General features: G+C 62.6%; 21 protein-coding genes and 1 pseudogene. 9 read left to right on the forward strand and 13 right to left on the reverse strand.

Annotated elements, in window-relative coordinates; all coding sequences use genetic code 11:
- Positions 1-113 precede the first annotated feature (113 nt).
- From ACUY1T_RS00085 to ACUY1T_RS00120, 8 genes are all read left to right on the forward strand, one after another.
- On the forward strand, positions 114-1,562 hold the full coding sequence (locus ACUY1T_RS00085) for a hypothetical protein (protein ID WP_446019685.1): 1,449 nt from the start codon (positions 114-116) through the stop codon (positions 1,560-1,562).
- Between the two features lie 23 nt (positions 1,563-1,585).
- Positions 1,586-2,032, forward strand: coding sequence for an oligosaccharide biosynthesis protein Alg14 (locus tag ACUY1T_RS00090; RefSeq protein ID WP_446019686.1), 447 nt, complete (start codon positions 1,586-1,588; stop codon positions 2,030-2,032).
- Positions 2,029-2,538 carry a glycosyltransferase gene (locus ACUY1T_RS00095; RefSeq protein ID WP_446019687.1) on the forward strand — a complete coding sequence of 170 codons (510 nt, stop codon included), beginning with the start codon at positions 2,029-2,031 and terminating at the stop codon, positions 2,536-2,538. Before ACUY1T_RS00090 ends, ACUY1T_RS00095 begins: the two co-directional genes overlap by 4 nt.
- A gap of 13 nt (positions 2,539-2,551) precedes the next feature.
- Positions 2,552-3,853, forward strand: coding sequence for an O-antigen ligase family protein (locus ACUY1T_RS00100; protein WP_446019688.1), 1,302 nt, complete (start codon positions 2,552-2,554; stop codon positions 3,851-3,853).
- Positions 3,850-5,232: an undecaprenyl-phosphate glucose phosphotransferase gene (locus ACUY1T_RS00105; RefSeq protein ID WP_446019689.1), complete on the forward strand. Its 1,383-nt coding sequence runs from the start codon at positions 3,850-3,852 to the stop codon at positions 5,230-5,232. The genes ACUY1T_RS00100 and ACUY1T_RS00105 overlap by 4 nt, the downstream gene beginning before the upstream one ends.
- Before the next feature lie 139 nt (positions 5,233-5,371).
- On the forward strand, positions 5,372-6,646 hold the full coding sequence (locus ACUY1T_RS00110) for an O-antigen ligase family protein (RefSeq protein ID WP_446019690.1): 1,275 nt from the start codon (positions 5,372-5,374) through the stop codon (positions 6,644-6,646).
- Between the two features lie 89 nt (positions 6,647-6,735).
- A complete protein-coding gene (locus ACUY1T_RS00115) occupies positions 6,736-7,830 on the forward strand; it encodes a glycosyltransferase family 9 protein (RefSeq protein ID WP_446019691.1) in 1,095 nt (364 codons plus the stop codon).
- A gap of 217 nt (positions 7,831-8,047) precedes the next feature.
- Positions 8,048-8,848, forward strand: a complete 801-nt coding sequence (locus ACUY1T_RS00120; RefSeq protein ID WP_446019692.1) for a glycosyltransferase family 32 protein — start codon at positions 8,048-8,050, stop codon at positions 8,846-8,848.
- 73 nt (positions 8,849-8,921) lie between these two features.
- On the opposite strand, the pseudogene ACUY1T_RS00125 reads toward ACUY1T_RS00120, so the two are convergent.
- The 10 genes and pseudogenes from ACUY1T_RS00125 to ACUY1T_RS00170 form a co-directional block, all read right to left on the reverse strand.
- Positions 8,922-9,041, reverse strand: a pseudogene (locus tag ACUY1T_RS00125) (transposase domain-containing protein); the annotation flags it as partial.
- 89 nt (positions 9,042-9,130) lie between these two features.
- The gene (locus ACUY1T_RS00130) at positions 9,131-11,044 is read right to left on the reverse strand and encodes an autotransporter outer membrane beta-barrel domain-containing protein (protein ID WP_446019693.1); all 1,914 of its coding nucleotides are present in this window, start codon (positions 11,042-11,044) and stop codon (positions 9,131-9,133) included.
- A gap of 590 nt (positions 11,045-11,634) precedes the next feature.
- Positions 11,635-11,952 carry a helix-turn-helix transcriptional regulator gene (locus tag ACUY1T_RS00135; protein ID WP_446019694.1) on the reverse strand — a complete coding sequence of 106 codons (318 nt, stop codon included), beginning with the start codon at positions 11,950-11,952 and terminating at the stop codon, positions 11,635-11,637.
- A 211-nt stretch (positions 11,953-12,163) separates the two neighbouring features.
- Entirely contained in the window at positions 12,164-13,045 is an 882-nt protein-coding gene (locus tag ACUY1T_RS00140) for an amidase family protein (protein ID WP_446019695.1), read from the reverse strand.
- A gap of 21 nt (positions 13,046-13,066) precedes the next feature.
- Positions 13,067-13,534 (reverse strand): RidA family protein, encoded by a 468-nt coding sequence (locus ACUY1T_RS00145; protein WP_446019696.1) that lies wholly within the window; start codon positions 13,532-13,534, stop codon positions 13,067-13,069.
- The gene (locus ACUY1T_RS00150; protein ID WP_446019697.1) at positions 13,531-14,790 is read right to left on the reverse strand and encodes a M20 family metallo-hydrolase; all 1,260 of its coding nucleotides are present in this window, start codon (positions 14,788-14,790) and stop codon (positions 13,531-13,533) included. The genes ACUY1T_RS00145 and ACUY1T_RS00150 overlap by 4 nt, the downstream gene beginning before the upstream one ends.
- Positions 14,791-14,817: 27 nt before the next feature.
- A complete protein-coding gene (locus tag ACUY1T_RS00155) occupies positions 14,818-16,092 on the reverse strand; it encodes a TRAP transporter large permease (protein WP_446019698.1) in 1,275 nt (424 codons plus the stop codon).
- A gap of 14 nt (positions 16,093-16,106) precedes the next feature.
- Entirely contained in the window at positions 16,107-16,628 is a 522-nt protein-coding gene (locus tag ACUY1T_RS00160) for a TRAP transporter small permease (RefSeq protein ID WP_446019699.1), read from the reverse strand.
- 102 nt (positions 16,629-16,730) lie between these two features.
- A complete protein-coding gene (locus tag ACUY1T_RS00165; protein ID WP_446019700.1) occupies positions 16,731-17,732 on the reverse strand; it encodes a TRAP transporter substrate-binding protein in 1,002 nt (333 codons plus the stop codon).
- Positions 17,733-17,914: 182 nt separating this feature from the next.
- Positions 17,915-18,910, reverse strand: coding sequence for an asparaginase (locus ACUY1T_RS00170; RefSeq protein ID WP_446019701.1), 996 nt, complete (start codon positions 18,908-18,910; stop codon positions 17,915-17,917).
- A 247-nt stretch (positions 18,911-19,157) separates the two neighbouring features.
- Between ACUY1T_RS00170 and ACUY1T_RS00175 the strand changes: the two genes are divergently transcribed.
- The gene (locus ACUY1T_RS00175; protein ID WP_446019702.1) at positions 19,158-19,901 is read left to right on the forward strand and encodes a FadR/GntR family transcriptional regulator; all 744 of its coding nucleotides are present in this window, start codon (positions 19,158-19,160) and stop codon (positions 19,899-19,901) included.
- A gap of 80 nt (positions 19,902-19,981) precedes the next feature.
- Here ACUY1T_RS00175 and ACUY1T_RS00180 read toward each other — a convergent pair whose 3' ends face one another.
- The 3 genes from ACUY1T_RS00180 to ACUY1T_RS00190 are packed head-to-tail and all read right to left on the reverse strand — an operon-like array spanning position 19,982 to position 23,575.
- Positions 19,982-21,403 carry an amidase gene (locus ACUY1T_RS00180; RefSeq protein WP_446019703.1) on the reverse strand — a complete coding sequence of 474 codons (1,422 nt, stop codon included), beginning with the start codon at positions 21,401-21,403 and terminating at the stop codon, positions 19,982-19,984.
- A gap of 7 nt (positions 21,404-21,410) precedes the next feature.
- Positions 21,411-22,712 (reverse strand): Zn-dependent hydrolase, encoded by a 1,302-nt coding sequence (locus ACUY1T_RS00185; protein ID WP_446019704.1) that lies wholly within the window; start codon positions 22,710-22,712, stop codon positions 21,411-21,413.
- Positions 22,713-22,765: 53 nt separating this feature from the next.
- The gene (locus ACUY1T_RS00190) at positions 22,766-23,575 is read right to left on the reverse strand and encodes a FadR/GntR family transcriptional regulator (RefSeq protein ID WP_446019705.1); all 810 of its coding nucleotides are present in this window, start codon (positions 23,573-23,575) and stop codon (positions 22,766-22,768) included.
- Positions 23,576-23,599 lie beyond the last annotated feature (24 nt).

Genomic DNA, 23,599 nt, shown 5'->3' on the forward strand with positions numbered 1-23,599 from the left:
TCGCTACGCTTCTTTTCCTTGAGTAGTGGCTGAGCCGGTTCGTATCAACCATCCTAGTTGGGTTCGAACGTGACATAACGTCATCAGTAGGACTCTGCAAGGGTATGGCTGATATGGAACTTCGGCTAGGCGCACATGGCGCTGCCTCCCTGGGGGAGCGCTTTTTTTCGGCCATTCCCCATCGCTCGCTGGGCAGGTTTTTTCTTCCTCTGGTGCTGGTCGTCTATGTGCTGGGAGCGAGGAACGCCTACCTGCTCATCCCTGCCGTGCCGATGCTTTGCCTGGCCTTCATGTGTGCCGTGCGCGAAGGGTATGCGCGGCAGTTTCTGGTCGTTTTTCTGTTGGCCAACCTGGCAGTCAGTTGGCTTGCGCCCGGCATCGTGCAGCGGGACCACTTGCTGGCGCTGTTAGGCATTGATTTTGCGATTCTTTTCGGCATGTTGGCGTTCCTGGTGCCGGCATGTCACCAGCAGCCTGCCATTGCTGCCCAGCCGTTGAGAAACACCCTGGTTCTGTTCCTCGGCCTGTTGGGCGTTTACTTCGTTTATGGCTGGCTTGCCGGTAACGGCCTCTCGGCATCGGCTGCTTACCTGCGGCTCTATCTCTTTCCCTTCCTATTTTTTCTGCTGGGCTTACTGGTCAGGCCACATGGCGTGACCCCCATCCTGTTGGCTTTCTTCGGCGTGTTTGCTGGCCTACTGGCCTTTGAATACGTTGCGCCGATGAAATTCTATCAGCTGACGAACATGGCGGATTACTATTCGCTGAAGATGAGCAATGTCTTCACCCCGGATACCCTGGCCGAGCGCAACGCGCGTAAGTTCTTAAATTTAGAGCTGCTGCCCGACATACGCGCCTATCGGCCCTTGGGTGTCCTTGGGCATCCCATTTCGTCCTCCTACCTGTTTCTGTTCTTTGCGCTGTGGTTTCACTGCCGCCGGCAGCGCACGCTGGCTGCGTTGGCTTTGATCGGCTGCCTGGCCTTTGGCGTTAAGGGTAGCGTGCTCGCGCTGGGGCTGATCATTGGCTTCGAAGTACTGTACCGGGCTCGCCTGCGGCGTCGGCTGCTGCTCGCGGCCATGTTTGCGGTGGTGCTGGGCTATCTGCTGCTGGCTTACCTGGTGGGGTTCGAAATCGGTAACCCTCACATGGTCAAGCTGGCGGGAGCGCTTTACCATGTGCCCGAGAATTTCCTGGGCGGCGGCCTGGGGTTTGGCGGTAGCATGTCCCGCTCCATGGTGGAAGGGCCGCAATTCGACGATTCGGTACTGGCGGTGGGCTTGAGCCAGTTGGGCCTGCTTGGCATCATTGCCGTCTATACGTTCTACTTGGCGTTGATCCGCAGGGTGGCGCTGCCGCTCTTGCACCATGGCACGGTTCGCCTGGCGTTCTTCTATTGCATTGCGCTGCTGGCCAACTCCGTCTTCCAGGAAGAGGGGTTCTCGCCTTATGCGCTGGGGCTGGCGCTGTTCATGTTGGCTTATGCGGTATCGTTACGTTTGCCCAGTTCGACGGCAACGGGCAGGGCTTGTGATGCCCCAGGGCCGGGTAGGATAGGGTAGGAAAGGGGCGGCGTGGGCTGCCGGTGTTAGGAGACTTCGAAATCAATGTTCTCTTTGCGGCCTCGTTCGGTGGCCACTGGGTTCAGCTGAAGCGGCTGGCTGAACTGGTGGAAGCCGACGAGGCCGAATTCGTTTCTACGGCTGCCGAACAGAATGGGTCGGCGAACTACTACCTGCGCGACTTCAGCGTGCGCGAGCTGCATTGGGGCCTTTGGCAGTTTCCTCGAGCCCTGCGCATCGTGCGGCGTAGCCGTGCCGATGTGATCATAAGCACCGGTGCAGCACCGGGGCTGCTGGTGCTGTTCGCCGGGCGGCTGCTGGGCCGCAAGACGATCTGGGTGGATAGCATAGCCAACAGCCGGCGGCTTTCGCTTTCCGGGCGTGCCGCGTGCCTGTTCGCTACCCACGTGCTTACCCAGTGGCCCGAGCTTGCCTCGGGGCGTGTACGCCACTTGGGGAGCCTGTTATGAAGCTGTTGTTCACCGCGGGTACTCAGTTCGATTTTCCCCGCTTGCAGCAGGCCGTGGAGCAGGTGGCACGGCAGCGGCCGCAGTGGCAGCTAACCTTCCAGGCCGGCCCGGGGGCCCGCCTGGAGGGGCTTGCCGAATGGCCGAACGTGCTTGCCCGGCCGCTGTTTCCTAGTGTCGAGTTCCAGGCGCTGTTCGACGCGGCGGACTTGGTGGTGACCCACGCCGGCATGGGCAACATCATCGCCTGCCTGGAGGCGGGCAAGCCGCTGATGATGCTGCCGCGCCGGGCTGGCCTGGGCGAACACCGCAATGACCACCAAATTGATACCGCCGAAGCCTTCCTTCGCATGTACAATGTGCCCGCTTACGAAAGCGTACCGCAGCTGGTGTCGGCCATCGTCGAACCCGCTGACTGGCCGCAGGGTGGAACAAGCGCCGCAGAGCGTATACACCGTACGCGCAGCGCATTTGCACGGCAGTTCGATGCGCTGCTTAGGGAACTGTAAAGAGATACGTGACATGTTCGAGGGAAAGATGGCGGTCAGGCTGAGCTTGGCCGCTACGGTTGTGGTATTGGCCCTGTTGGTGGCGACCCCGCTGAGGGTGCATGTATTCGTGGCACTGCTGATGCTCTACGCTATCGGCTTTTTGGTGGCCAACCGTGGCCGGCTGGTAATCCAGCGCGTGGATATCGTGGTGATGGTGCTGCTTTCTCTGTACGCCGCGAGCCATCTGCCAGTGTTCATCATGAGTGGCATGTCGTGGCGCTATTTGAGCCCCGGGTTGCACATGGTGGCGGTCATTCCCATCTACTTGATGCTACGCATGGCCATGGCGTCTTCCTGGCTGGGGCACTTCCGTAGCGGGCTCGAGCTGGGGGCTCTGCTGGGGGCGGTGTCAGGTGCGCTGCTGGCTGCCTATCAGGTGTACCTGCAAGGGGCGCACCAGGCGGATGGCTTCATGTTCCACATCAATTTCGGCTACCTGGTGGCCTCGCTGTTCTTCCTGCTGGTCGCCTTGATACCGGGTTCGCAGCGCCGGGGTTGGCTGCTGTTGGGTGCCGTCTGTGCGCTGCTGGCAACTATCCTCAGCACGTCTCGCGGGGCGCTCTTCGCCATTCCGCTGGTGGGGCTGTTTCTCTTGGTGCTGCATTGGCGCCAGCTGAGGTCCAGGGGGCTCGCTCTGTGGCTGGTAGGCTTCGTCGTGTTGTGGGGGGCCAGCTACGTGGTGATGCCGCAAGTGGAGAACCGTATCGACGTGACGGTTGAAGAAGTGGCCAAGCTCACCCAAGGCGAGTATCGGAACAATTCTGCGGGTGGGCGGGTACAGCTTTGGGTAGGAGCCCTGGAGGCCTTCAAGCAGAGCCCCTGGGTGGGCTTGACCTATGATGAGCGCGAAGCGGTGAATGCCAGTATCGTCGAGACGAGTATCCTCACGCCATGGACGGCTTCCATTAGCCGCGGCCATGCTCACAGCCAGTATTTCGAAACCCTGGCCACCGGCGGTATCGTCGGTATGGTGGCGCTATTCTTCTATCTGATCTTCCCCGGGTATTATTTCCTGCACGGTTACCTGGCCGACCGCCGTAATGGTTTTCACTTCGCTGGGTTGGTGTTCAGTCTGGCGTTTGCGATTTTCTGTCTATCGGAGGTGGCCTTGCAGCATGAAATGATCGGCACTTATTACGCCTTCATGCTGGTGGTGCTGTTCGTACTGGCACGGCAACAGCAGCAAGCGTTGGCCTTGGCGGCGGTGGGGGAACCCGCAGGATCGAGGGAGCCTGGGTGGGCAGCGGCCATGGCCAAGGAAACGGCAAAATGAAGCATTCCGCGGTGAGCTTGGCGGAGCGTTACCCCGCGCAACTGATCGTGCCGGTGGTGGATTTCCTCGCGGTGGTCGGGGCCGGTATCCTCGCGCACTGGGTACGCTTCGACTTCATGCCCAGCCACGACCGCTATTGGCTGGCCATGGCGATAATGGGGCTGCTGGTCATCGTGATGAACATGGCCCAGGGCGGCTATTCGCGCTGGCGGATCACGCGTATTACCACCATGCTGATGCGCCTGCTGCTGGTGTGGCTCATCGTGGCGGCGCTGGTCACGTCGCTGATCTATTTCGCCCATGCCGCGCCGCGCTATTCGCGGCTGTGGGTGGGCATGACGCTGCTCTTTTCGTTCTTTGTATGCGCTGGGCTGCGTGTCATTGCGCAACTCATGCTACGCCACCTGCGCCGACGCGGCGGGGCGCGCCGTTCGGTGTTTCTGGTGGGCCCCGGTCAACAGCTGGTACGTGTGGCCCAGGGCATGCGCGCCTCGCCCGCCGAAGGCTATTCCATCGCCGGTATCGAGCGTATGAACTGCATGCCCACCGATCTGCGCCTGGAGCGGTTGGTCAAGCGGGTGGAGAACTCGGGTGCGCGGGAGGTGTGGATCTGCGTGCCTCTGGAGATGGGCGGGGCAGTGCGGGCGATCTTCTTCGCGCTGCGTAATCATACGGCCGAGGTACGCTTCATTCCGGACTTCCCCGGCATGCAGTTGCTCAACCACCGTATGGGTGAGGTGGCGGGGCACCTAACGGTGGATCTCAGCGTGACCCCCATCGATGGCGTGCCGCGTATCGTCAAGCGCCTGGAGGACATCATCCTGGGCATCGTGTTCTCGCTGATTGCCCTGCCTGCCGTCATTCTCATCGCCATTTTGGTCAAGCTGACTTCGCCGGGGCCGGTGCTGTTCAAGCAGTATCGCACTGGGGTGAACGGAAAAAGATTCAAGGTTTACAAGTTTCGGTCGATGAAAGTACACAAGGAGGCCAACGGCCAGGTAACCCAGGCCACCAAGGGGGATTCGCGCCTGACCCCGATTGGTGCCTTCCTGCGCCGCACCTCATTGGATGAACTGCCGCAGTTCTACAACGTGCTTCAGGGGCGCATGTCGATCGTGGGCCCGCGCCCGCATGCGCTGGCACACAACGAGCACTACAAGGAACTGGTGGAATCGTACATGCGGCGCCACAAGGTGAAACCGGGCATTACCGGCTGGGCCCAGGTGAATGGCCTGCGCGGCGAGACCGATACGCTCGAGAAGATGCAGCGTCGGGTCGATTGCGATTTGTGGTACATCGACAATTGGTCACTCTGGCTGGACTTGCGGATCATCTTCCTGACGATCTACAAGGGGTTCATCAACAAGAACGCCTACTGAAAGCACGATAGGCACCATTGGTGCAGGCATCAGCCCATGCCGTTTCCCAAGCGAGGATCGCCGGCGATGGCTATGGTATGATGCCGGCCCTGTATCCCTAGTCAATTGATAGCGCTCGCCTGGAATTTCTGTGACTTCAATGCCTTCCCGCTGGTCGTCCGCGCCGGTAGCCTCTCCGATTCGTCATTACACCAGTGCTGCTGTTTTTCTCCTGGGGGCCTTGGCGCTGATCGTTCCCAGCGGCTATTCCATGGGTGCGTTGATGCTGTTACTGGGCAGCGTGGTGCTGTTGGTCAAGCGCCCCGTATTGGGCCTTGAGCGGAGCGACTGGCTGGTGATAGCGGCACTGTTGGCTTATGCCACGGTGGGTGTGCTGGAGGCCTGGTGGGATGGGCAGGGTAGCCGTGGGGTCGACAAGCCAATTCGTTTCCTGTTGGCGATACCGGCCATGTTGCTTGTCATCGCTTACCCTCCGCGCCTTGCCTGGCTCTGGGGGGGCTTCGCCACGGGGGCCATTGCTGCGGGAACTTGGGCCGGGTGGCAAAAGCTGGTGGAGGGGGCAGGCCGTGCCGGTGGGCACACCTATGTGATCCAGTTCGGTAACCTCAGCATGCTACTAGGCGTGTTGTGTCTTGCGGGGCTTGGTTGGGCAGTTATGCAGCCGCATCGACGGACCTGGGTGGCCTTTCTGCTGGCCGGGTCGCTGGCGGGCATACTGGGCTCGCTATTTTCGGGTAGTCGAGGCGGCTGGATCGGTTTCCCCGTCATTCTACTGGTACTCTACCGCGGCTATGGCAGAGAGCTGAGTGGTAGCGTCAAGATTGCCGTACTTGCCGGAGTCGTTGTTGGGGCCGCGACGGTCTATGCCATTCCGGATACCGGTGTTCAGTCTCGCGTGCACAAGGCTTTCGAGGATGTGTCCGAGTATGTCTCCGGTGAGAGCCGGACGAGTTCCCTGGGGGCGCGGTTCGAGATGTGGAAGGGCGCTTCCCATCTCATTCTCGAGAAGCCGATTGTAGGGTGGGGCGATAACGGCTATCAGCACGGTATGCAGGCCTTGGCCGATGAGGGCGTGATTGATCCGGGCGTGTTGATCTACGGGCATGCCCATAATGAATTCATCGAAGCTCTTGCCAAACGCGGTATCGTGGGGCTCGCTGCTCTCCTGGCGCTGTATCTTATTCCCATGCGTCTATTTGCGCACGGCATGGCCTACAGCAGTCTCGAACACCGTGCCCTGGCGTTGGCCGGCGTCATGCTTTGTGTGGCGTATATCGATTTTGGCTTGTCACAGGTTTTCATGGCCCATAATAGCGGTGTCATGATGTTTGCCTTCTTGTTGGCCATCCTGTGGGGCGCTTACCGAAGTTATGCCAGGTTTGCCGCACCGCAATCCGCTGAGCCATCAAGTTGATTCATCCTGCAGCCTGCGTGTGATTTTTCTGCACCATCGCGACTATGAACTTTTGCTGACCAGACAATATGACAGGGAAGTCATGCAACATGCGTGAACTGATCAACCGTATCCGGGCCTTTCGCGATGACAGCCGGCGGGCCTTGAGTCGGCGGCTCTACGACAGGCCCATGCCTGCTGTAGAGCAGGTGCGTGATATTCGCCGTATCGTCTTTGTACGCTGGGACGCCAAGTGGGGTGACTCTGTCATCTTTTCCTTCATGTGCCGAGAGCTGCGCAAGCTGGGGCCCATATCCATAGAGGTGATCACCACCCGGGATATGGCATCGCTGTTTCGCGATCACCTTGGGGTGGATGTCGTGCATGAATCGCGCAAGCGTCCCAGCAGGCGTGAGATACGTGCTCTGGCCAGCAAGATAGGCCGCGTCGATCTCGCTGTGCACTTCTCTACCCTGTTGAGTTCGCGCAGTATCTACCTGTTGCATTGCTTGGATGCGCGTTATCGCTCGGGACTCGACGATACGGTGGGCCTGATCGACCTGAAGCTTGGCCAGGCCACCGCGGGCCTGCATATGGAAGACAAGTACTGCGAGCTTCTCAAGCGTTGCGGTGTATCCCAGCCGGACAAGCGCTACATCGTGCCGCGTGAGGAAAAGAGTGAGGCGGCGGTAGCGGCTTTCCTGGCCGTACGCCCCCGGCCGTTTGTCACCATCAACCCATTCAGCAAGGGGCGCGCCAAGACGCTGGCCCCCCTGACGACGCTACGGTTGATCGAGATGCTGTGCGAGCGGCTGCCTGACCACGATATTTGCCTGCTTACGGCGCCGGGCTGGGATCGGGAAATCGAGGCCATCACCGCGGGGTGGCCCAAGTCACGTTGCTTCTTCTTTCCGGACACCCGCAGCATTTATGACAACATCGCCTTGTTGGCACGTGCCGATGGGCTGGTGAGCGGCAGTACTGCCACGGTGCATTTGGCGGATGGCCTTGCCGTGCCATCCATGGTTCTATTCGTGCCCACCCCAGTGGATGTGATCCATTGGGGCAGTGTTCATCCCGGCTCGGTGAATCTCATGGCCGAGCCCGGCGTGCCAATCGATGTGAATCGGCTCGATTGGACGCTTGTCGAGAGGGAGCTTCACGCCTTCACTACGGCTCTTGGCGATCCTGCTCAGCCGCGTTGATGAAACGCGCTATCGCGCATCGCTCCATGAGTTCCTGAAGCGCCGCTACGGTTGGCCCGCTGTCGCCGAATCCTATTTGCCTGATGGCCTGAATACGTTGAAAAATCAGTTTATTTTCACCGTTGAGGAGGAAGCTGGCATGGTAGCTTATTGGCTTCCCGGAACCGGGTGGGTTGGGGGGTGTCGTAGCTGGGGTATCCATGAAAAGGGGAAGTGGGTGAACAACATCGGTGTGCTGGTCTTCGCCAGGGCGGTAAAACTGCTGGCCAACATCACTAAGCTGGCTTCCTACGGGTTCCACTTCGTTTTCCCTGACAAGCGCTTCACCATCCCCGAGCGCGCCGCGCCCTGGTGGAGATCGAAGCGTGCGGCCGAGGCCAAGGTGCCGCGCATCATCTGGCAGACCAACTTCACCGACAAGGCCACGCTGCCGGTCTACCTCAACTACCTGTTCAACCGCCTGATGGCGCCGGGCTTCGAATATCGCTTCATGATCACCGAGGCGCGGGCGGCCTTCATCAAGGAGAACTACCCGGCGGAGATCTTCGATGCCTATTCACGCCTGCAGGTGGGGGCGGCCCAGGCCGATTTCTGGCGGGTGCTGGTATTGCAGAAGCACGGCGGGGTGTACATGGATATCGACGGGCACGCGGTGTGGCCGCTGGCGCGTATCGTCAAGCCTGAAATGGATGAGCTCTACATCACCACCCGGCGGGGCGAAATCAGCAACTACTTCATCGCCAGCAAGCCGGATAACCCTCACATCGGGCGTATCGCGAAGGCCATTCTGGCCAACATCGAGAACGAGTCCGACAAGAACATCTTCGAGCTGACCGGGCCTGGTGTGTTCAACCAAATGCTGCCCCGCAACGAAGTGCCCACGGCTTGCTACCGCACTACCTGCAACCAGGGCAACTTCACCAACGAGTACTTCCAGTACATCGACAAGCCCCAGGGCAAGTGGACTCGTCAGCAACACAAGATCGACGTGGTGCGTAAGCGCGAAGCGGCGGAGTAGGGTGGCTTGACCTGGCCGAAGGCTATTGCAAGCCGAGCTTGCGTTAGCGGCTGGCCATCACCCTTGCGAGTGATCAGTCGCCTGGCTGCCAGTGCTGAGGCAGAAGTTCGTGAATCTGGCTGGCTTTCCGGGTTGGCAACCGAGCCAGCACGTCTTTCAGGTAGGCATGCGGTTCATGGCCGTTCAGCTTGGCAGGTTATGCCGTGCACGGCTAACCTCGCGTGATGTTCAGCCCGTGACGATACGAGGTATCGCCAAGGGCTGGTCATGCACGGCTTTCTATTACCAGTGGTAGCCTACTGTAAGGCGTGCTCCATGCTCGGTTTCACGGCTCGAGAATGAGCCTTCGTAGCTGCCGCTGAACGCTAAGCTGCTGTTGCCGTTCAGCTCTCTCTCCCAGCGCAGGCCGCTATTGATATCGGCAGAGTGCACCGTGCGATTGTCGGGCGAGATGACGAAGCTGTCGCCGGTAGTATCGGCGCTGAGCGTGGCGTGGGTGCTGCCGCCGGAGTGTGTGCGCATGCTCCAGGCCAGGCCGCCGGTCCACAGGATGGACGTCTTCTCGGTTTGGCGCAGTAGCTGCCCGGCATCCAGACCCAGGCTGGTGCGCCACACTTGCTGGCGCTGAGAGCCGTAGGACATGGTGAACGCCGAATCGCCGCTTTCCTCGTAGGCGCTCTGGTGAAGCCAGCTGTGCATCAGGCGGGCGTGCGGTACCAGCTCCAGGCCATCGCCTCGTTCGATCACGTAGCTGGCGCCCAGCCCCAGGGTCACTTCTTCGCCCCGGTTGCTTCCTTTCACCACCTCGGTGGCCAGTCCGGCCACTTCGCGACGATGCTCGTTGTCGCTGAAGCCGGCAAGCAGGGTAGCGTCGAGGATGACATTGCCCTGCCGGCGCGCGGTGTACACGCCAGTGGTAACGCTGTCGATCTCGGTTCGAGCATTGGCGGCATCGTCGCTCTGTACCCGACCCTGGCCGACGCCGATGAACAGCCCACCCAGCCAGTGTTCGTCGAAACGTCGATCCATGCCGAACAGGGCGCCGTGGGTACGGTAGTCGTAGTCGTCGCCGCTACCACGGCTGACGAAGCCTTCGGCCCAACTGCTGCTGTGGCCTACCCGGGAGCTTCCTTGGTGCGAAAACTGGGAGGCCAGGCCGAGCAAGCCCTCCACCGAGTCGTGGTCGCCATACTGCAGGATGCTACTTCGCGGGTCGTTGTCGGGTGCCATGCCCGGTATGACAGCGCTATGCTGCTGACGCTCGACAGCCATTCCGGCGAAGGTGGCTGGAGCCAACTGGCCGGCGCTCATCTGGCCGCCCAGCCCGGTGCTGGCAAAGCGCTTGCCTACGGTATTGAGCATGGTGCGCCCCGCGTTCGTGGTGGCATCGCGAACGCCGCCGCGTGAAACGTTCGAGCTCATGCTTTCGACGAACTGGGCGCGTTGCGTGTCGTCCATGGCGGAGAGCGCCGTTAGCGCCTGGAGCAGGGGGCTGTTGGGGTCGCGCAGGCCGAGCTCGCTGACGACCCGATCGAGGTAAGCACCTGCCGACTGGTTGACTTGCCCTTTCACCGGCGTCTCGAAGTTGCCGCCCGCTTGCACCACCACGATGAAGTCGGGGCCATAGACGAAGAACGATTGCGGAAAGCCGAGTTCGATACCCTGATTGTAGGTGGTGATGACCACCGTATAGCGCGTGCCGCCGTCGAGGTTGAGCTTCAAGGCTGGGCAACGCGTTTCAGAACCGCCACATGTTGCAAAAGTGATGTTGGCTGCGTCCAGATCCGCCGTGATACTGTTCCCGTCGATCTGGCCAGCCTTGTCGTCATTACCCGTCAGCCAGCCGTTACTGGGCTGTGCAGGATTGAAAGAGCCCTGATAGATGAGCAGCACGGTATCTACTGGCGCGGCTGTTTGGCCAAGCAGGTATTCACCGCCCGTATTGACGATGAGTTCCTGACCCACGTAGTTGAAGGAGTTTACACCCGAGGTCAGAGGCACGTCACGCAGGTTGGTGGTGCTCATGTTGGCCCAGTTGATCGACATGGTGCCAACGTTGGGGTGGCCATCTGTCAGCGTGAACTCGGTCAGGCTGCCAGCTTGGGCGGCGCTGGCTGCCGCCAGGCTGACCAGGCCGCAGGCGGCAGCCAGCAATGTTTTACGAAACAATGGGTTGATAAGAAAAGGTGTCTTCATCAAGATGGCGCCTGTACTGAGTGAGAATGGAACAAGCGGATGCTCGCAAGAACACTATCGGCCTGGTTGGAGATAAATTGAGCTCACGCAGCATCGTTTGTGCCGGAACCTGAGGGCAGCGCCGAGCAATGGCGGCTGTGTCGAGCGTTTCTGCTAGGGGGATGCCTGGAATATCCAGACTATTTTTCGCTTGGTGAGGCTGGCGGCGTGCTAGTGCATGGGCTTTCATGAGCCGGGCCGTGCCTGGCATTCGGTTAGCTGAGGGAAATCGGGTTAAGAACTTGGTGTACTGGCTTTCGCCAGAGTCGTGAAATTGTTGGCCAACGTGACCAAGCTGGCCGCCTATCCCTTCCATTACCTCTTTCCCAACGAGAGACTAACCATTCCCGAGCGTGCTGCCCCGCGATGAAGTGCCCACGGCTTGCTACCGCACCACCTGCAACCAGGGCAACTTCACCAACGAGTGCTTCCAGTACATCGACAAGCCCCAGCAAGTGGACCCGCGAGCAGCACAAGATCGACGTGGTGCGCAAGCGCGAAGCGGCGGAGTAGGAGGGTTTAACTAACGAGTGTGTGATTTGGCTCGTAAGTTAGTTAAAGCCGGCAGGGTGTATGGCGCGCTCGAGCAGCTCAGGCTGGCGCGGCAGCAAGCCCACCCGCAAACCCAGCGGGCGGTAAACGCGATTCATGGCGTCCAGCGTCATGTTGGCGCGGTTTCGTTCCAGGTCGGATAGGGTGCGGCGGCTGATGCCGACCAGCTTGGCATAGGTCTCCTGTGAGAGCCCCAGCACGTCGCGCCGCAGGAAGCGCAAGGCTTCGCCCTCGCTGATCTCCTCGGCCAGCAGATGGCCCGCCACCTCCAGCAGCTTTTGTTCGCGTTCGTCCGGTGTAAGTTCGCGCCGTTTCATGGCGTGCTCCAGGTCATAGCAGGCTCCAGCGTTGCAGGCGGCTTTCCAGGGTGATGCTCAATTATTGCCGATTCTCAGGATAACGAGCATTATACTGCTCAGTTTTTCTCTACAACATAAAAAATGAGCATCTTAATGCTCATTTTTTATGTTGCTTGTGTGTCACTTGGCTGCCAAGCCTAGTTCATGGTCGCGATGCCGGGCACATCGTTCAAGGTGCCAATGGCTCTCCCAGTATCTCGAGCCCGCAGCCCAGCTCGGCTTCGATGGCCTGGCCGATGGCCAACAGGCGCGCATCCTGCCACGGGCCGGCCAGGACCTGCAGCCCCACGGGCAAGCCGGCGGCGTCGCGGCCGACCGGTAGCGTCAGGCCGCACAGGCCCATGAAGTTAGCCATCACGGTATTGCGCAGCGCCTTCATGTTGGCCTTGGCGTAGGCCCCTTCCGGCTCCAGGCTCTCCAGCGTGGGCGGGGTGATCGCCACGGTGGGGGTCAGCACGGCGTCCACCTGACCCATGCACTCGGCGGCGGCCCGGTAGAGTTTGTCGAGTAACGTGCGGCGGCGCACGTACTCCCAGGCCGGGATGTCGTCGGCGGCGCGTATGCGGGCCGCCACGTTGGGGTCTAACCCCTCGATCATGTGGGGCAGCTCGGTATTGAGGAAGGCGGCCAGTTCCGAGGCGGCTACGCCTCCTTTCTGGAACAGTTCGTAGGCCTCGTCGGTATGGGGCAACTCCAGCGTTACCAGACGCGCACCGGCAGTTTCCAACTGATGGATGGCGCGTTGCACGGTTGTGGCGATACCGGGGCTACAGTCGTCCCAGAAGAAGCGCTGCGGCACGCCGAAGGTGAGATCGGCAAGCGCGGGGGCGGCTGGCACGTGGGCCGGCTTCGGGCTGAGGACACCGTCCAGTGCGTCGAAGGCGAAGGCCAGCGCAGCCTCGCCTTGCCAGGTCAGGTAGGCGTTGTCGTGCTGCCCGCGGTGGCGATACGCCTCGCAGGCGGCTTCGGCCAGTGCGACGGCGCTCAGCTTGCCGCTGCGCAGGTCGGCGTACTGCTCGCGTAGTGGTGCCAGCAGGGGGGAAGGGGGCATGGCGCGTCTCCTTGTGGTGTATCAGTCGCGAATCTCGAAGATCGATTCGACTTCCACGGCGGCGTTGCCGGGCAGCGTGGCGACGCCGATTGCCGTGCGGGCGTGGCGGCTCTCCTCGCCGAACAGGTCGATGAACAGCTCCGAGGCGCCGTTGATCACCAGCGGCACGTCGTGGAAGCCGGGGGCCACGTTGACGAAACCGTTCATGCGTACGCAGCGAACCACACGAGACATGTCGCCACCCACGGCGTCGCTGAGCGATGCCAGCAGATTGAGGGCGCACGCCTGGGCGGCCAGCTTGCCGGTTTCGAGGTCGAATTCCGCACCGACCTTGCCGGGGTAGAGCACCTCGCCGCCGCGCTCGCAGATCTGACCGGCCAGGAACAGCTGGTTGCCCAGCCGCGACCAGGGGCGGAAGGTGCCGCGGGGCTCGGGTATCGGCGGCAAGGTCAGGCCGCGGGCGGCGACGGCGTCGGCGATGGTTGTCATTTTCGTTCTCCTTTTAACAGAACATTTTCAACCGCACTGGCCAGGGCGCGCACGGCGATTTCGGCGTCGTTGCGTTCGATATGTTCGTCGGGGTGGTGGCTGATGCCTTCTCGGCACGGGGTGAACAGCATCGCGGTGGGGCATACCCGTGCCAGGTGAATGGCGTCGTGGAAGGCGCCGGAAACCAGCCGTGGCGCGCTGGGGCAGTAGTGCTTGGCACCGTTATCCACGATTTCCACCAGCGCGGGGTCGAAGTCGACCGGGGCCACCCGAGACGCCACTTTCAGGCTGGCGCCGCAGCCCGACCACTGATGCTCGGCCAGTTCATGAAAGGCGGCATCGAGTTCGTCGAGTACGGCCTGGCTGGGGTGGCGCAGGTCGATGGTGAAGCTGGCACGCTGGGGAATGGTGTTGGTGGAGCCGGGCGCCACAGTGAACTTGCCGATGGTGAAGCGCACTTGGTCGTCGTGCTGGGCGACGGCTGCCTTGAGCGCGCCGATCAGCGCATGGGCACCCATGAAGGCGTCGCGGCGCGCCGTTTCCGGCGTGGTGCCGGCATGGTTGGCCTGGCCGTGAACCTCTACGTCGTACCAGTTCACGCCCTGGATGCCGCTGACGGCGCACACCGGTACCCCGAGGCTCTCCAGCGCCAGGCCCTGTTCGATATGCAGTTCCAGGAAGGCGTGGGGCACGTAGGGCTCGGGGCGAAAGGTGGTGCCCTCGGTTTCCTCGAGCAGGGCGAGGCAGCGCTTCAGGGCATCGCCGAAGCGAATGCCGTCGTCGTCGCGGGTCTCGAGAATGGCTTCGGCGCCGCGCTGGCCGGCGAACCAGGAGGAGCCGGAAGCACCGGGGGCGAAGCGCGCGCCTTCTTCGTTGGTCCAGGCCACCACTTCGACGGGGCGCTCATGCTCGATGCCCCGCTCCTGCAGCGTGCGCAGCACCGCCAGCCCGGCGACCACGCCCAGCGTGCCGTCGTAGCTGCCGGCGCTGGGCTGGCTGTCCAGATGGCTGCCGATGAGCAGCGGTGCCAGGTTGGGGGCGCTGCCCTCCCGGCGCAGGTAGACGTTGCCCATGGCGTCATGAAAAGCGCGGCAGCCAAGCGCCTTGCCCTGTTCGATCAGCCATAGGCGGGCGCGGTTGTCGTTGTCGTCCAGCGCCAGGCGGCGCAGGCCCCGGGGCTCGAGTGCACCGATCTGGGCCTGGACCAGCAGGTCGGCCCAGAAGCGGTCGCCATCGAGGCGTTCGGCCAGTGTCATGGTCAGGACTCCTCTTCGCTTGGTGTATCAATAGATCAGCGAGGGCACCCAGGTGCTGAGCCAGGGCACGTAGGTGAGAATGATCAGGGCGATGAACATCATCACGATCAGTGGGATGCACGCCTTGAACACCTCGATCAGCGACATCTTCGAGATCGCCATGGCAACGAACAGGTTGAGCCCCACGGGCGGGGTGATCATGCCCACCGAAAAGTTGACCAGGGTGATGATGCCGAAGTGAACCGGGTCGACGCCGACCTGAGCGGCGATGGGTTGCAGTAGTGGCGAGAGCACGATGATGGCCGAGGCGCTGTCGAGGAAGAACCCGGCGATGAGCATGACCAGGTTGAACAGTGCCATGACCTGGACGGGCTGGTCGGTCAGCGAGAGTACCTGGCTTGCCAGTTGGGTCGGCGTACCGGTAATGGCGAGCAGCCAGGAGAAGGCCGAGGCACCGGCGGTAATCAACAACAGCGTGGCCGAGGTCAGCCCGGAGTTGCGCAGGGTGCTGAGGAGTTCACGCCAGCCGATGGTGCGGTAGATCACCATGCCGACGAACAGGCCGTACACGCAGGCCACGGCGGCGGACTCGGTCGGCGTGAAGATGCCGCTGTAGATGCCGCCCAGCAGGATGACCGGCAGGCCCAGGCCCCAGGCGGCCGACTTGAACGCCGTGGCGATTTCACGCAGCGAAGGGAAGGGCGAGCGTGAGTAGCCCTTGAGCGACGCGTAGACGATGCAGTAGGCGGTCAGCAGCGAGGCGATCAGGATGGCCGGCAGCAGGCCCGCGGCGAACAGCCGGCCCACCGAGGTCCCGGTCACCGAGCCGTAGATGATCAGGGCAATGCTGGGCGGCACGATGGGCCCCAGGGTGCCGGCCGTGGCGATCAGGCCTATGGCGAAGCGCTTGTCGTAGCCGGCCGCTACCAGGGCGGGGAACATGATCGAGCCGATGGCCACCACGGTGGCGGGGCTGGAGCCCGAGATGGCGCCGAACAGCAGGCACGAGAGCACGGTGGCTGCCGCGAGGCCGCCTGGCACCCAGCCGACCAGCGCCTTGGCCAGCTCGATCAGGCGGTTGGAGAGCCCGCCGATACGCATCAGCTCGGCGGCCAGGATGAAAAAGGGAATGGCCATCAGCGAGAAATTGTTCATCCCCGTGAACATGCGCATGGGCACGATGACGGGATTCGTGGTGCCGAAGAAGTCGATGGCCAGGAACACGGCAAAGGCCAGTGCGGCGAAGATGGGCAGCCCCAGCAGCAGCACCGCGAAGAAGAGGGGAAGCAGAGCCGTAATCATAGGAACTCCAGGCGTCAGACGAGCTTGTCTTTTTCGGCGGCGAGCTCTTCGGCGAGGCTGACCGGTGGCTTGTTCCAGGCTTCGTGAATCACCCACAGGTAGCGCAGGATCAGCAATATGCCGGCGATGCCGATGGGCAGGTAGAACCAGGCCATGGGCAGGCGCAGGGCGGCAGTGAGCTGGCCACGCCCCAGGGTGTTGAAGTAGAGCTGGAAGCCGTAATAGGTCAGGTAGCCGGCGAAGGCGATGCCGAGCAGGGCCGCGATGATGTGCAGCCAGCGGTTGACGGCCGGTGGGGCGAAGGCGTTGAGCACGTCGACGGAGATGTGCACGCCATGCCGGACCCCCATGCTGGCGCCGACGAAGCTCATGCAGATGATGGAGTAGATGACGACTTCCTCGACCCAGAACAGCGAGCTGTTGAAGCCGTAGCGGTAGACGACCTGGACGGCAGTGAGGACGGTGGCGATCGACATGAACACGACCATCGCCACGCTCTCCAGGAAATCGAGAACCTTGTTGAGCGCATCGAACATGGCTGGACCATCCGTAGGAGGACGCTGGGGTGAGCTATGCGTGCGGGCGCCGGGCGCAGCGGTTGCGATGACGCCTGGCCCGGGGAGCCCGCACTCACGGCATCAGTAGCTGATGCCAACCTCGTCGTAGACCTTGTGGAGCAGTTCGGTGGTCACCACGCTTTCGTACTCCTGGTGCACCGGCATACTGGCCTCGATGAACGCCTCGCGTGCCTCGGGGGTGATCTCGTTGATGGCGATCTCGTCGCGGATGGCTTCGAGAATCGTCTCCTCGTCCTGCAGGGTCAGTTCGCGCGAAGCGGTGCGGCCGTTATTGAAGGCTTCAGTCATGACCTCCTGCAGGTCTTCGGGCAGGGAGTCCCACGCGTCCTGATTGATCACCGCAGCATAGGCGTGATAGGCGTGGTTGGTCAGCGAGAGGTAGTCCTGTACTTCGTGGAAGCGCATGGTGTAGATGTTGGCCAGCGGGTTCTCCTGCCCCGACACCACGCCCTGCTGCAGGCCGTTGTATACCTCGGTGAAGGCCATGGCGGTGGCGTTGGCGCCGAAGTTTTCGTAGGTGGAGATGATGATCGGCGCCTGCATGGTGCGCATGCGGATTCGCTCCAGGTCCTCGGGGCCTTCGATCGGGCGCTCGTTGTTGGTCATGTGACGGAAGCCGGCACCCCAGAAATTCACCGCGTGCATGTTGTGCTCGCTGAGCGTATCGAGGATCTCGCGACCCACGTCGCCGTCCAGCACCTGGACCATGGCGTCGTAATCGGCGATCAGGAAGGGCAGGTCGAGGATCTGCATGCGCGGTTCGAAGTTGCCCAGGGTGGCGGTAGGCGGAATGCCGATGTCTACCAGGCCCATCTGGATCTGTTCGATGATTTCCACGTCGCCGCCGACCTGGGCAGCAGGCAGTACGTTGATCTGGATCCTGCCGTCGGACTTCTCTTCCACCTCTTCCTTGAAGCGCAAGGCGGCCTGGCCGTTCGGGGTATCTTCGATCAGCACGTGGGCGAAGCTGAAGGTGTACTCGGCGGCCTGGGCCTGCCCCAAACCTAAGGATGCCGCAGCGATAGCCGCTATGAGTGAAACCCTTCTCATCTTGTTTTTCATTTCGTCACCTCATGGATGGTGGGGACTGCCTTGTCTTGTATTGCTTGAATGGTTCCTGTTGCTTTAGCTGCGTAGAGATCGGCACCGATTCCTGGTGCCTGCCGTACGCCGTACGGGTCTTGCTGGACTGGGCGAGCAGTCCTGCCTGGGCCGAGCGCGTCACGCGTGCGTTCGGCCCTGGCTTAGTTCAGTAGGGTCTTCATCCTCGCTGCCAGCCCTTGCTGGCTGGGCGATGCGAGGAGTACCGAGAGCGCCAGGCGTGCCTTGCGTGCGCTGAGGTCGAATACCGGCAGGGCACCGATCGATTCCAGGCTGGCGAGGCTGCCGATGAACTCGTATGCCTGGTGCACGGGCCCGCTGGGGCAACTACTGACCACGGCTACCGGGACGCCGCGCTCGATAATTCTTGCCACGCTGGGAACCCAGTCAGGCGGTACATGACCGCGCCCCAGGCCATCGATGACCAGCCCCACGGCACCTGCCTCTACCGCGGCATCGATCATGCTCGGTGAAGCGCCGAGATAGGCGGGCAGGATATCGACCCGTGGCAATGTCGCGCCGATGGCTACAGCACTGGCCAATGGCCGGATGGGGCGAGTCGACAAGCGAATTCTCGCGCCGTCGACGTAGCCGAGCGGCCCGGTTTCGGGCGCGGCGAAGCCGTTCACCTGGAACGTGCTGACCTTGCGCACTTGCCTGGCTGCGTAGATCGATTGGTTGAACACCACCAGGGCGCCTAGCCCCGAAGCCTGCGGGGCCGCTGCCACCTGCAGGGCGTCGGCCAGGTTGCGAAAGGCATCCGTACCGGGTTCGTGTGGGGCGCGCTGGGAGCCGGTGAGTACGATGGGCAACTGGCCGGGTAGGGTGATGTCGAGAAAATAGGCCGTTTCCTCGAGGGTGTCGGTGCCGTGGGTGATGACCACGCCGCATACGTCGGGGGATTCGGCAAGCGCCTGGCAATGTTCACGAAGCAGCAGCAGGTCGTCGCAGGTCATGGCGTTGCTGGGCTTCTGCAACACGGAGCGGACTTCGACCCTGGGCTCGAAGTCGTGCGGCAGGCTGACCTGGGCCATGAGGACATCGCCCTGGAGGGCACCGGAACGGTTGCGCCCGGAGTCATCAGGCTGGCTGGCGATGGTGCCACCGGTGGTCAGTACGACGATTCTATTTCTTGTCATTGTGCTCGCTCGTCTTGCCTCTGCTCATCTTGTGCCGGTCGGTCGAGGGATGGCAGAGCGACATGTGTCATGAGACATCAGATGTCTGTCGTCTGTGTGCTATGCTAGGCAAAGATTTGCCCAATGTGCAAGAGCGCGAGACAATTCATACTCCCGTTCGATGCGGGAAGCATGAGAGCAAGAGCCATAACTTTCTGTTTCGGTTGGTATTGATAGACTGAATCGCAACGACAAGACAGAGACGCCAATGAGTTTGAAACGTCAGCTCACGACCCAAGCCATACCGACCGAACCGTTTGGAGGCTCCATCGAGCGAAGCTCGGTCGCCATGCAGCTCCTCGAGCGAATCAAGAGCGCGCTGATTCGTGGCGAACTCAAGCCGGGAGATTTTCTGCCTTCCGAGAGCGAACTCACGCATAGCCTGGGCATCGGTAAATCCAGCGTTCGCGAAGCGATCAAGATGCTCCAGGCCATTGGCATAGTGGAGGTGCGGCGAGGGCAGGGCACCGTGATTCGGCGTGAGCCCGGCGACCCGATCGTCGACCCCATGGCCTTCGGGATGATCCTCGCCCGCGGCATGACCCGCGACGTGCTGGAGTTCCGCCGCATGTTCGAACCCGCCTACACCCTGCAGGCGATGAGCAATGCCACCCCGGAAGATCACGCACGAATCCGGCAGGCCATCGACGACATGGAGGCGGCCATCGCCAACGGTGAGCAGACCGCGCGACACGACGTGGCGTTTCACCGCGCCATCCTGCACGCCACCCACAACCCGATGACGATTCGCGTCGGCGAGACGTTGCTGCAGCTGATCGAAGCCGCACTCGAAACCTCGATGCAGACCCTACCCGACGTGGCGTTGAAGGATCACAAGGCGATCTACCAGGCGTTCGTCAAAGGAGATCGCGAGGGCGTGCAGGCCGCCATTCAGGTCAGCAGCAAGAGCTGGGAAACCAACCTGACCTATGTGGGGGAGGATGGGGGGTGAAATTGCGTTGAGGTAGCGGGCAAGCAAAGCGTCAGGCAGATGCCTGGCGCTTTGCTTTTGTACTGGCCTTCCGCAATTGGCTAGGAGGCGCGGAGGCCGGGCGGCTCGAGCCTGGGCAGGTGCGGCTCGAGCAGGCGCGCTGCCTGGATCACCTTTTGGTCCTCAAATTTTGGACCGACCAGGTGAAGACCGACGGGTAGCCCATGGGCATCGAGGCCGCAGGGTATCGAGGCAGCCGGCTGTTGGGTGAGGTTGAAGGGGTAGCTGAAGGGGGTCCAGTCCACCCAGGAGCCGTAGCCGCCTTCGGCGGGTACGTCGCGGCCGGCTTCGAAGGGGGAGATCGGCAGGGTGGGCGTGACCAGCAGGTCGTAGCGCTGGTGGAACTCGGCCATGTGGGCGGTGAGCCGCTCGCGCTCGCGGCAGGCCGCCAGGTAGTCGCCCAGGGAAACGTCCTGGCCGCGACGGGCAATGGCCAGAAGCCCGGGGTCGAGCTGCCGTTGCTGCCGCTCGTCCAGCCGTTCCAGTAGCTGCGAGGCGCCGGCGAACCAGAGGGTATCGAAGGTGCGGCGGGGGTCGTCGAAGCCGGGATCGAGCCGCTCGACCGTAGCGCCGAGTTCGCGGAGCAGCCCGACGGTTTGTTCGACTCGCTCGGCAATATCGGGTGCGACCTTCGCGTAGCCTAGGTCGGCGCTGTAGGCGATGCGCCACCCTTTCAGGTTCGGCGGCGGCGGGCTCAGCCAGTCGCAACGTGCGGGGTTGCCGAGATGGCCGTCTCGCGCGTCTGGTTGGGCCAGCACGCTGAGCATCAGGGCGCTGTCTTCGGCGCTGCGCGTCATGGGGCCCAGGTGCGAGAGGGTGCTCATGATGCTTGCCGGCCACTGCGGTACCCAGCCGAAGGTGGGCTTGATGCCGAAGGTGCCGGTGAAGCTGCAGGGTATGCGGATCGAGCCGCCGGCATCGCTGCCTTGGTGGAGCATGCCGAGGTTGAGTGCCGCCGCGGCTGCCGCGCCGCCGGAGGAACCTCCTGGGGTCAGGCGGGTATCCCAGGGGTTGCGCGTGATGCCGTGGAGGGGGTTGTCGGTCACTCCCTTCCAGCCGAATTCCGGTGAAGTGGTCTTGCCGATGAGCACGGCACCGGCTTCACGCAGGTGTCGGCTGACAGGAGCGTCGGACTCCCATGGCCCGTCTGAGTCGCTGGTACTCGAGCCCAGGCGGGTCGGCATGCCGCGGGTCTGGGTCAGGTCTTTGATGGTGGTGGGAATGCCGTCCAGCGGGCCGCATGGCGTGCCGGCCAGCCAGCGGCTTTCCGAAGCGCGGGCGGCATCCAGGGCCTGTTCCGCTGCCACGTGGGCGAAGGCGTTCAGGTTGGGCTGGTGGCGTTCGATACGGGCCAGGCAGTCTGCTGTCAGCTCTACCGGAGAGAGCGCCTTGCACCTGAACAGGGCCAGCGCCTTACTGGCCGTGAGCGTGGCAAGATCGCTGGGAAGGTGAGCGTGTGTCATGGTCGGCTCACTCCTTGCCGGCGTCGACGACCCCGGCGACATCCAGCATGGCATGCAGCAGAACATTGCAGCCGCTGTGCAGATCGTGGGGGGTGGCGTTCTCGATCTCGTTGTGGCTGATGCCGTTCTCGCAGGGCACGAAGATCATCGCGGCCGGGGCAACGCGATTGACGAAGATCGCATCGTGACCGGCGCCGCTGACGATATCCATGTGCGGGCAGTCGAGTCGTTGGGCGGCCTGGCGCACTGCGCCGACGCAGCTTTTGTCAAAGTGCTCGGGAGCGAAGTCGGCGGCGGGGGTGAGTTCGGCGGCAAGGCCATGGCGCTGGCCAATCTCCGTGATCGTTGCTTCGAGTTCAGCGGCCATGGCATCGAGAGTTTCGGGCTCGAGGTGGCGCAGGTCCACGGTCATCTTCACTTGGCCGGGAATGACGTTGCGCGAGCCGGGATGCAGGTTCATTACGCCCACCGTGCCGCGCCCGTGGGGCTGATGGGCGTTGGCGATGCGGTTGACGGCCAGGGTCACTTCCGCGGCGCCCATCAGGGCGTCCTTGCGCAGGGCCATGGGCGTGGGGCCGGCGTGGGCCTCGACCCCGGTGAGTGTGAGGTCGAACCATTTCTGGCCCAGGGCACCGATCACCACCCCAATGGTGTTGGCGGTGTCCTCCAGGATCGGCCCCTGCTCGATATGAGCCTCGAAGTAAGCCTTGATCTCGCTCGGCGAAACCATATCGCTGCCGCGGTAGCCGATGGCATCCAGCGCGTCGGCGGCGGTGGTGCCTTCGGCGTCGGTCTGGGCGAGCATCTTGTCCAGCGCGAGCTGATCGGCAAACACGCCCGAACCCATCATGCAGGGGGGAAAGCGGCAGCCTTCCTCATTGGTCCAGGCAACGACTTCGATGGGCGAGCGGGTCTGGATGTCGTGCTGGTTGAGGGTGCGAATCACCTCCAGCCCGGCCAGCACGCCGAAGCAGCCATCGTACTTGCCGCCGGTGGGCTGGGTGTCGAGGTGGCTGCCGGTGACCACTGCGGGGCCATTGATGTCCTGCCCCGGCCGGCGGGCGAAGATATTGCCGATGTTATCGATACGAATGCTGCAGCCCTCGGCGCGGCACCACTCGATGAAGAGGTCGCGCGCCTGCCGGTCGAGCTCGGTCAGGGCCTGACGGTTGACCCCGCCCTTGGGGGTGGCGCCGAGCCTGGCCAGGTCCATCAGGGCCTGCCACAGGCGGTCGCTGTCGGTTCGCAGCTGGTCGAGCTGCGGTGCGGTCTGGGCTTGCGTGTGAGCTTGGGTCTGAGAAAGTGACATAGCGTTTCCTGTGTCGTGGTCGGCGGGCTCTCGCGTCGGGTTCACGTATCGGGCTATCGCACCGGAGTGAACTGCCGTAGCGGCGACTCCTGGGTCAGTTCACCGAAGCCATTCGGATCGACGAGCATCTGGGCGGCCATTTCGGCCTCCAGTGCCGACATGTGGTGTTCGGCATCTTCCATGTGTTCCTGCATCAGGGCGCGCACGCGTTCACTGTCCTGTGCCCGGTAGGCGGCCACCAGTTCGCGGTGGTAGCAGTGGTTGGCCTCGTCGAACTGCCTGCGCTCGGGAACGTAGGCTTTCTTGACTACCACCAGGTCGCGCAGCATGTCGTTGAGGAAGCGGCACATGAAGGCGAGCAGGGGGTTCGGGCAGGCCCGGGCCAGCAGGTTGTGGAATTCCAGCTCGAGGAAGCGCTGGCGGCGCTGGTCCTCGTCGTCAGGCCGGCTGTGTTCGCAGGCCGCCATGTTCGCCTCGAGGTTGGCCAGGTCCAGCTCGCTGAGCCGCCCGACCACCGACACCGCCAGTTCGACCTCCAGCAGCTTGCGCAGCTGGTACACCTGGTGGCCGTCCAGTGACTTGAAGTGCAGGAAGTTGCGCAGCATGCGGCTGGCCGGCTCCATGGTCGGCATGTTGATCACGGCGCCGCCGTTGGGGCCGGTCTTCAGGGTGATCAGCCCTTCCACTTCGAGGATCTTGAGGGCTTCGCGCACGGTGCCCTTGGCGCAGCCGTAGAGTTCCATCAAGGTCTTCTCGTTGGGCAGGCGTTCGCCTTCGGACAGGCCCTCGGTAGCGATCCAGCGCTTGATGTCGTCGCTGATCAGTTCCGCCAGTTTCTGGCGACGGCGGGGCGGTGCGGCCATGCGTTATCTCCCATGCGTGGCCGG

It is taken from the genome of Billgrantia sp. Q4P2 (assembly GCF_052806135.1).

Excerpts from the sequence above, each read along its gene's own strand:
- ACUY1T_RS00085 (WP_446019685.1), top strand. The coding sequence starts at position 114 with ATGGAACTTCGGCTAGGCGCACATGGCGCTGCCTCCCTGGGGGAGCGC.
- ACUY1T_RS00095 (WP_446019687.1), top strand. The coding sequence starts at position 2,029 with ATGAAGCTGTTGTTCACCGCGGGTACTCAGTTCGATTTTCCCCGCTTG.
- ACUY1T_RS00100 (WP_446019688.1), top strand. The coding sequence starts at position 2,552 with ATGTTCGAGGGAAAGATGGCGGTCAGGCTGAGCTTGGCCGCTACGGTT.
- ACUY1T_RS00105 (WP_446019689.1), top strand. The coding sequence starts at position 3,850 with ATGAAGCATTCCGCGGTGAGCTTGGCGGAGCGTTACCCCGCGCAACTG.
- ACUY1T_RS00110 (WP_446019690.1), top strand. The coding sequence starts at position 5,372 with ATGCCTTCCCGCTGGTCGTCCGCGCCGGTAGCCTCTCCGATTCGTCAT.
- ACUY1T_RS00115 (WP_446019691.1), top strand. The coding sequence starts at position 6,736 with ATGCGTGAACTGATCAACCGTATCCGGGCCTTTCGCGATGACAGCCGG.
- ACUY1T_RS00130 (WP_446019693.1), bottom strand. The coding sequence starts at position 11,044 with ATGAAGACACCTTTTCTTATCAACCCATTGTTTCGTAAAACATTGCTG.
- ACUY1T_RS00135 (WP_446019694.1), bottom strand. The coding sequence starts at position 11,952 with ATGAAACGGCGCGAACTTACACCGGACGAACGCGAACAAAAGCTGCTG.
- ACUY1T_RS00140 (WP_446019695.1), bottom strand. The coding sequence starts at position 13,045 with ATGCCCCCTTCCCCCCTGCTGGCACCACTACGCGAGCAGTACGCCGAC.
- ACUY1T_RS00145 (WP_446019696.1), bottom strand. The coding sequence starts at position 13,534 with ATGACAACCATCGCCGACGCCGTCGCCGCCCGCGGCCTGACCTTGCCG.
- ACUY1T_RS00150 (WP_446019697.1), bottom strand. The coding sequence starts at position 14,790 with ATGACACTGGCCGAACGCCTCGATGGCGACCGCTTCTGGGCCGACCTG.
- ACUY1T_RS00155 (WP_446019698.1), bottom strand. The coding sequence starts at position 16,092 with ATGATTACGGCTCTGCTTCCCCTCTTCTTCGCGGTGCTGCTGCTGGGG.
- ACUY1T_RS00160 (WP_446019699.1), bottom strand. The coding sequence starts at position 16,628 with ATGTTCGATGCGCTCAACAAGGTTCTCGATTTCCTGGAGAGCGTGGCG.
- ACUY1T_RS00165 (WP_446019700.1), bottom strand. The coding sequence starts at position 17,732 with ATGAAAAACAAGATGAGAAGGGTTTCACTCATAGCGGCTATCGCTGCG.
- ACUY1T_RS00170 (WP_446019701.1), bottom strand. The coding sequence starts at position 18,910 with ATGACAAGAAATAGAATCGTCGTACTGACCACCGGTGGCACCATCGCC.
- ACUY1T_RS00175 (WP_446019702.1), top strand. The coding sequence starts at position 19,158 with ATGAGTTTGAAACGTCAGCTCACGACCCAAGCCATACCGACCGAACCG.
- ACUY1T_RS00180 (WP_446019703.1), bottom strand. The coding sequence starts at position 21,403 with ATGACACACGCTCACCTTCCCAGCGATCTTGCCACGCTCACGGCCAGT.
- ACUY1T_RS00185 (WP_446019704.1), bottom strand. The coding sequence starts at position 22,712 with ATGTCACTTTCTCAGACCCAAGCTCACACGCAAGCCCAGACCGCACCG.
- ACUY1T_RS00190 (WP_446019705.1), bottom strand. The coding sequence starts at position 23,575 with ATGGCCGCACCGCCCCGCCGTCGCCAGAAACTGGCGGAACTGATCAGC.